Annotated in this window: 8 protein-coding genes and 1 tRNA gene; 2 read left to right on the top strand and 7 right to left on the bottom strand. The window is 32.1% G+C overall.

Going from position 1 to position 7861, the window contains the following annotated elements:
• Nucleotides 1–111: 111 nt before the first annotated feature.
• The 3 genes from GTZ96_RS10565 to GTZ96_RS10555 form a co-directional block, all read right to left on the bottom strand.
• Nucleotides 112–654: a hypothetical protein gene (locus GTZ96_RS10565; protein WP_161643852.1), complete on the bottom strand. Its 543-nt coding sequence runs from the start codon at nucleotides 652–654 to the stop codon at nucleotides 112–114.
• Nucleotides 655–1026: 372 nt separating this feature from the next.
• On the bottom strand, nucleotides 1027–2238 hold the full coding sequence (locus tag GTZ96_RS10560; protein ID WP_161643850.1) for a tyrosine-type recombinase/integrase: 1212 nt from the start codon (nucleotides 2236–2238) through the stop codon (nucleotides 1027–1029).
• 66 nt (nucleotides 2239–2304) lie between these two features.
• Nucleotides 2305–2378, bottom strand: a tRNA-Met gene (locus GTZ96_RS10555).
• A gap of 154 nt (nucleotides 2379–2532) precedes the next feature.
• Here GTZ96_RS10555 and GTZ96_RS10550 point away from each other — a divergent pair.
• Nucleotides 2533–2925 (top strand): START-like domain-containing protein, encoded by a 393-nt coding sequence (locus GTZ96_RS10550; protein ID WP_161643848.1) that lies wholly within the window; start codon nucleotides 2533–2535, stop codon nucleotides 2923–2925.
• Nucleotides 2926–2980: 55 nt separating this feature from the next.
• Nucleotides 2981–3820 (top strand): aminotransferase class IV, encoded by an 840-nt coding sequence (locus tag GTZ96_RS10545; protein WP_161643846.1) that lies wholly within the window; start codon nucleotides 2981–2983, stop codon nucleotides 3818–3820.
• On the opposite strand, the gene GTZ96_RS10540 is transcribed toward GTZ96_RS10545, so the two are convergent.
• From GTZ96_RS10540 to GTZ96_RS10525, 4 genes are all read right to left on the bottom strand, one after another.
• Nucleotides 3817–4377: a YqgE/AlgH family protein gene (locus GTZ96_RS10540; protein ID WP_161643844.1), complete on the bottom strand. Its 561-nt coding sequence runs from the start codon at nucleotides 4375–4377 to the stop codon at nucleotides 3817–3819. The two genes, GTZ96_RS10545 and GTZ96_RS10540, sit on opposite strands and share 4 nt — an antisense overlap.
• Nucleotides 4378–4501: 124 nt before the next feature.
• On the bottom strand, nucleotides 4502–4774 hold the full coding sequence (locus tag GTZ96_RS10535) for an HU family DNA-binding protein (protein WP_071183513.1): 273 nt from the start codon (nucleotides 4772–4774) through the stop codon (nucleotides 4502–4504).
• A gap of 179 nt (nucleotides 4775–4953) precedes the next feature.
• Nucleotides 4954–5901, bottom strand: coding sequence for a methionyl-tRNA formyltransferase (gene fmt / locus GTZ96_RS10530; RefSeq protein ID WP_161643842.1), 948 nt, complete (start codon nucleotides 5899–5901; stop codon nucleotides 4954–4956).
• Nucleotides 5901–7796 (bottom strand): RecQ family ATP-dependent DNA helicase, encoded by a 1896-nt coding sequence (locus GTZ96_RS10525; RefSeq protein ID WP_161643840.1) that lies wholly within the window; start codon nucleotides 7794–7796, stop codon nucleotides 5901–5903. The genes fmt and GTZ96_RS10525 overlap by 1 nt, the downstream gene beginning before the upstream one ends.
• Nucleotides 7797–7861 lie beyond the last annotated feature (65 nt).

The following is a 7861-nucleotide window of genomic DNA, read 5'->3' as shown; positions in this document are numbered from 1 at the left end:
TTTGCAAGCTTCATCATTTGGCAATTCTTTTATAAAGTTTAGTATGCTTTGTCCTTCAAATACTTCCATAACGACTGTTTTTAAAGACATAAAAATACAGAAACTAAATGACTAACTCAATAAAGTATTATATTCAGAAGGGGGATCTACATCATTATATAGCGCCCAAACACCTTTACGTAAATCCCATTCTTGCCATTTATTTGGTATAATCTTCATATGTGGGGGCACATAAATAAGCTTAAATTTTTTTTTCCCCTTGACATATGGATTTAGTGAAGTATATTCGAATTGCAATACCACAAACGGTACGTTCTTATTAACAACATCTTTTGTGAATGTCCAATATTTTAATTCTGTAATATCCTTTAGAAGAGTTCCATTATACGTAGTCAACCGTATCTTAAAAGTTTTATAAACTTTTTCTACAGGAAGAAAATCATCTTTGGTTAGATGAAATTTTAATCCGTGAGGCTGAGGAGGAATTAAAGGATTGATTTTTTGGGGTTCCATAAATGTTATCTTACCAATAGATTTAGTATCAATCTTCCACACAGTTGACCATCCTGTTACCAAAACTGTATCCAATGTTAAAAAACCTTGTAATGCAAAGAATAAGACGATAAATGCCATGAATGTGATATGTTTTTTCATAATGTTAAATATTTAGTGGAAAATGTGTCACGACAAAACGAAATTGTCGAACATAAATTTAGTACATTTTTATTTATATACATGACAAAAAAAAACTTAAATATATTGATTTACAGAATATTAAATCTGATTAAAAGAAATTTAGACAAATGATTCAGTCCATATTTGAATACACTAACAAACCTTCTGCCATGTTTTTTATTTTTATTTTTTCGTCAATATAATCGCCTATTTTATAGCACCACACAAAAGCAATGATTGTCAATAAAAACAATCTTTCTGATCTTCCAAATCAGTAACATGTGTGTCCTCTATATCACTGACCCATCCGAAAATATTACTAGAATTGGATTGAAAACTGTTTAAACGAATTTATTTGATATGTTTTGAATAATCATCAGGAAGTACAGCATCAATATCACGTAAATATTTTTCTAATGCAGTCATTGTAGTATGTCCAGTAATTAGCATTAATTTACTTTTGGCTTCAAATGGAGTGCTGTTTTTTACAAGCTCTCTGTATAGCTTGGTTATGAAAGTATGTCTAAAGCTATAAAGCCCGTAATCTTTTCCTAATCCTAAACTGTCTTTTACTTTCTTGAAACGTTTGCTGAAATAATCTCTTTTATCGGTTTCTCCAGTTGTCCAGTCGTAGCCAATGCCATTTGGAGTGAACAAAAAACTTTCCGGATTGTACTTCTCTAAATCGGGTAATGTGGATAATAGTATCTCAGGAATGATTTTGATTTTTACAGCCTTGTTTTTGGTTCGAATATAAATAAGCTTGTCTTTTATGTTTACATCTTTTATGCGCAACCTGACAACTTCTACAGGGCGCAAATGATTATAAGAAACAAACTGAATAAACAAGAGTAATAAATCATCATTATTTTTTAGATAATTGAAAATATCAACTTCTTGGGTAGTACTATAAGTCTTGTTTCTTTCGGGTGACGATTTTAGAACATTAATTTTTTTGACAAAATTATCTGCAATAATATCATTATCCTCTAATGATTGAAAGAACATTGACAAATTGGAGCGTGTGTTATTTCTATTTTTGGCACTTGTATTCGATAAAACAGCGTTAAGAAAAGTGATTACCGCCTTTTTATTTACCGTTGTAATGTATCTATTTTCAAAACCATTTTCCAAAAGCCACTTCTCAAATGATTTTAATCGTACTCTAAAATCACGATAACTATTCTCTTTTAAAGTATTTTTTTTCAATTCAAGCGCAAAAGTAACTGCATCTGGAATATTATATTTCTTTGATTCGTCAACAGAAATAGAATCATCATAGGGATTGAAGCCATTTTCTAAAATAGTTTCAATTGCCTTAGCAAGGATTTTTATAGCTTCTTTTCTTTCTTTTAGTATTTTGAATTGATTGACCCCTGAGTAGATTGGAGTCTGTCTTTCGAGCATGTCGGTTGATGGATTTCGAAACGAATAATACACGTACCAACGCTTAGATAAATCTCCATTTGCATCGTAAATCTTTGGTACTGAGTATTGTTTCTTATAAGTCAAATCGTATGCGTTAGCGTATTCTTTCGTTAAGAGGTGGCGAATTTTAGACATAAAAAAAGCGGTTTTAAATTGCTCTAAAACCGCATAAAATCTATATTTTTTCGTCTTTTAACCTAGTAGCGAAGACGGGAGTTGAACCCGTGACCTCAGGGTTATGAATCCTGCGCTCTAACCAACTGAGCTACCTCGCCAAATGTTCAGGTAAATACTGTTCCTGATTGCGGGTGCAAAGATAGAAATAAAATTAAAAGTTGCAAGCATAAAATGAAGAAAAAAAATATTTTTAAAAACGTTTTTTTTTAGGCATTATATTCTATATATTCGAAAAAAAATAAATCTGCTTTTATGGATGTTAAAGTACGTTACGAAATTGAGTTTCCTATAAATTCTTCGCCGCAATTATTATATCAATATATTTCTACTCCTTCTGGTTTATCTGAATGGTTTGCTGATGATGTGAACTCAAGAGGAGAGTTTTTTACTTTTATTTGGAATGATTCCGAAGAAAAAGCAAGATTAGCTTCTAAAAAATCAGGAGAGAAAGTAAAGTTTAAATGGATTGATACGGCGGGTAAGGATACTGATTATTTTTTTGAATTACACATATTAGAGGATGAGTTGACTAAAGATGTTTCTTTGATGATAATTGATTTTGCGGATGAGGAAGAAGTTGATGAAGCCAAACAATTATGGGAAAATCAAATTTCTGATTTAAAACATCTCTTAGGTTCTGTATAGAGAATTCTATTTTTATAACTTATATTTGCCCTGAACAAAATTCAGGGCTTTTTTTATGATTAATTTCAACGGAACTTTAGTAGCGCAAGATTCAAATATATTAGTACAAAATCGTGGTTTTTTATACGGAGATGCGGTTTTTGAAACGGTTAAAATTGTAAATTCTAAAGTACTTTATTTAGAAGATCATTATTTTAGATTGATGGCTTCTATGCGTGTAGTGAGAATGGAAATTCCAATGAATTTTACAATGGAATACCTAGAAGAGCAATTACTTTCTTTGACGGATAAATTGTCTATTTCGAATGCTGCAAGAGTTAGAATTACTGTTTTTAGAAATGATGGAGGCTATTATTTGCCAATAGATAATACGGTTTCTTTTTTAGTTCATGCAACGGCAACTGAAGCTGTGTTTTATTCTTTTGAAGAAAAAGAATATGAAGTAGACTTGTTTAAAGATTTTTATATTACAAAACAGTTGTTGTCTTCTATTAAAACTACAAATAGAATCTTAAATGTTGCTGCAAGTATTTTTGCAAATGAGAATGCTTTAGATAATTGTTTGTTGTTGAATGACAGTAAAAATGTTGTCGAAGCAATTCAAGGGAATCTTTTTATGCTTATAGGAAATAAATTAATTACTCCCCCGGTTTCTGAAGGTTGTTTGAATGGAGTGATGCGCAAACAAGTTTTAAAATTAGCTAAAACTATTGCAGGAATTGAAGTAGTTGAGGAGGTTATTTCTCCTTTTGAGCTTCAAAAAGCCGACGAATTGTTTGTTACTAATGTTATAAAAGGAATTCAGCCCATTACTAAGTATAGAAAAAAGACTTTTGGAGTAAATATGTCCAGGGAAATAGTTGCCAAGTTGAATGAAATAGTTAGTGCTATTTAATTCAAATAAGGGTTCTCGGGTGCATTAGACCAAATTAGATAATCACCACCCAGTTCGATAATTTGTTGTTTCCAAAAATGAGCAGACGATTTACCTATGATTTTGTTTTTATAGGTATTAGAAGCAATAATCCAGGAATTAGTGTCCATCTCTGATTGGAGTTGGCTTTCAGACCAGCCAGTATAGCCAAGGAAAAAACGAATGTTGTTTTTGTTTATTTTTCCGCTATTAAGGAGTTCTTTTGTAGATTCAAAATCGCCGCCCCAATAGATTCCGTTAGATATTTCGATGCTATTCGGAATTAAACCAGGAACGTTGTGGATGAAATAAAGGTTGTCTTGTTCAACGGGACCGCCATTGTAAATTTTTAAACGTGAATTAATTTCAGGAATTAAATCGTTTATAGTGTATTTCAATGGTTTGTTGATGATAAAACCAACTGATCCGTCTTTGTCATGATCAGCCAATAAAATCACAGATCGATTAAATGATGAATCTCCGATGATAGAAGGCTCAGCAATAAGTAATTGTCCTTTTATTAATTTTTCTGAAATCATGACCTCTCAAGTTTTTATTAAATTTAAGAAAAAAAAATAAAAAACTCCAAACATAATCGTTAAAAAGCAAAAAAAAACCCTCAATTGAGGGTTTTTTTATATTGATAGGTTTTGAAACAAATTCTTAGTTTACAGCACCTTCTAATTCAGCTCCAGCTTTGAATTTTACAACATTTTTTGCTGCGATTTGAATTGTTTTCCCAGTTTGAGGATTTCTACCGTCTCTAGCTGCTCTTGGAGAAACTGACCATGATCCGAAACCTACAAGAGATACTTTTCCACCTTTTTTCAAGGTACCACCTACATTTCCTAAAAATGACTCTAAAGCTAATTTTGCAGCTGCTTTAGTAATTCCTGCATCAGCAGCGATAGCATCGATTAATTCTGATTTGTTCATAATAATAGTTATTAATTGTTGGTTAAAAATAAATTGTCATTACACAAATTTAGCAGTAAATACAGACCTTGCAAGTGTTTTTGTTGATTTTACACTGTTTTGTTAATAACTTATTTTTTTTGTTCATAACAGGGGCTTTTTTCCTATGTTTTTGGCTGATTTTCCCTGTTTTAGTGGGTTTATAGCGCCTTTGCTTCGTCAGAAAAAGTGATGCCATTGAGTAATTCAGGGGTAGTCATTTTCTTTTTGCCTGGAAATTGTAGACTTAATACCTGTATGAAGCCGTCTTTTGTAGCAACTTTTAGCTCTTTTTTAGTGCTGATGATTTTTCCAGTACTAAAATTATGAGCTTCCAAAATGATTTTAGATTCGTATATTTTCACATTCCATTCATGCTCTTTGTCAGTAAAAAAACACCAGGAAGCAGGATAAGGACTTAATCCTCTAATAAGATTGTTGATTTCTAATGAAGATTTACTCCAGTCAATCTTGCAGTTTTCTTTATTGAGTTTGTATGCTGTTTTGATATCATCATCTTCTTTTTGGATAGTTGTGGTGATATTTCCTTTTTCTATTAAGGTTAAAGTTTCAATAACGGTGTTGCTGCCTAAGTTCATTAAACGATCGTGAAGTTGTCCTGCATTTTCGTTAGGATCAATTTCAGTTTCTGAACTCAAAATCATTGCGCCGGTATCTATTTTGTCATCAATGAAAAAAGTAGTAACTCCTGTTTTAGTTTCTCCGTTTATAATTGCCCAATTGATAGGTGCTGCTCCACGATAATTAGGCAGGAGTGAAGCATGAAGATTAAATGTTCCCAGACTTGGCATTTCCCAAACTACTTTTGGTAACATTCTAAAAGCAACTACGATTTGTAAATTCGCGTTAAGCGATTTTAATTCGGCTAGAAAAGATTCGTCTTTTAGGTTGGTTGGTTGTAGAAGGTTAAGATTATTTGCTAATGCATATTCTTTTACGGCTGAATATTTTATTTTTTGTCCGCGCCCTGCAGGTTTATCAGCAGCGGTTATGACACCTACTATGTTGTAGTTGTTTTTTACTATTTGGTCTAGGATTCCTACCGCAAAGTCAGGAGTTCCCATAAATACAATTCGTAATTTTTCCATTATTGTTTTAAGCTATATTTATTGTTTGGTTTTATTAGAATGCTTTTATTTTCTAATAATTCTTGAAGTGCAAAGATAACATCGTCTGAAGGATTATTTAGCTTGATTTGGATTTCTCTCGAAGTTAAATCAGTTGTCTTTAATAAGCTTCGTATTTCTTCTGAAAGTGAAACATTGGTTTTCTTTTTTGTTTTGTGTTTAATACAGTAGGAACAAATGCCACAATTAGTTTCTTTTTTTTCTCCAAAATACTCCAATATTAATTTGTTTTTACAAATAGTGTCTTTCTTTATATAATGTAGAACCGCTTCAAATTGTTCTTTTTTTAATTGGTTTTGGTTTTCTAGGTATTTGGCTATTCGGTTAATTGTTCTTTCGTCTTCTCTAATTTCGTTAAAAATTAAAGTAGTATCATTATTTTTTGAATTGTAATCAACAATGCCTTTTTCTGTTAGTTTTTCTAAAACAGTTTGAACTTCTGCTTCTGAATGATTCGATTTTCGTGCAATTAACGGAAGGTTAAAGTTAGTTTGAATGTCATAAATTCCAGGATACGTACGCAGGATAGCCAGAATAATTTCTTCATCGTTAGGATTCAAACTCGTATAACGAATGACTTCTTTGGAAGGAATAATAAATTGTAAACTTATTTTTTCTGAGAATTCTTGTGATAAGCTAATAACGCCTTGTCTGTCTAAAAACTGAATGGCATTGTAGGTTTTTAAAACAGGGAATTTATATCGGGTACAAAACTGATTTAAGTTAAAGGAATATTGTTCGTTAATGCCTTCGCCGTAGGCAATTTGGAAATAGTTACACATTTTGATAAAAACCTCTTTCAGGAATTGTTTATCAGGAAGTGTATAAATGAATTGATTTTCGGTCTGGGCAACATCTGATGGGTTAGTTAGTAAAACAGCAAAAGCTTTTTCTTCGTTTCTACCAGCGCGACCTGCTTCCTGGTAATAATTCTCAAGGTTTTCAGGTAGTTGAATATGAATCACAGTTTTTACATTGGCTTTGTCAATTCCCATTCCAAAGGCATTGGTGGCAACCATAACCAGTGCTTCTTCTTCCATCCAAAGTTGCATGTTTTTGGTTTTGTCTTTTGTTGATAATCCGCCGTGATAATAGGTGGCTTTAAATCCTAAAGAGTTAAGTTGTGCGGCAGTATCAATACAGGCTCTTCGGTTTCGTACATATATAATAGACGGTTGTGGGTTTTTGCTTAGAATTTGTTTTATCCTAAAGAGTTTGTCTTCAATTTCAAAAACCATGTAAGCGATGTTTTTTCTTTCGAAAGATTTTTCAAAATATTTAGGGTTTTCAAGTCTTAATTCGGTAACAATGTCTTCTTTTACTTTAGGTGTAGCTGTGGCTGTTAAGGCCAGAAAAGGAGTTTTAGGAAAGTGGGTTTTTAGATTCGAAATTTTTAAATAAGCAGGACGAAAATCATGTCCCCATTGCGAAACACAGTGCGCTTCATCAATAGCAATTAAATTTATAGGGAGGCTTTTTATTCTTTCTAAAATCCAATCCGATTGTAAACGCTCAGGAGATAAATACAGAAACTTATAATTTCCGTATTGACAATTGTCTAATAAGTCAATTATTTCGTCTGATTTGATACCGTCAGTAAGAGCAATGGCTTTGATGTTGCGTTTTTCTAAATTGGCTACTTGGTCTTTCATTAAGGCAACTAATGGCGAAATGACCAAACAAATTCCTTTTTGCATCATGGCAGGAATTTGGAAACAAATGGATTTTCCACCACCTGTTGGCATCAGCGCAAAAGTGTCATGACCATCTAAAACAGCATTGATAATTTCTTCTTGAGGTAATCTAAAACTATCGTGGTCCCAGTATTTTTTTAGAATTTGTAAAGCTTCAGGCATGCAATTTAGAAAGATTTAATAGCTTTTTATTTCGAAAAAAGCCGCATTTACAACAAACTTACTCA

It is taken from the genome of Flavobacterium undicola, from assembly GCF_009909155.2.
GTDB classification, from domain to species: Bacteria; Bacteroidota; Bacteroidia; order Flavobacteriales; family Flavobacteriaceae; genus Flavobacterium; species Flavobacterium undicola.
Note: the sequence above shows the minus strand (reverse complement) of the source record. Positions and strands in the feature narration are given on the sequence as shown.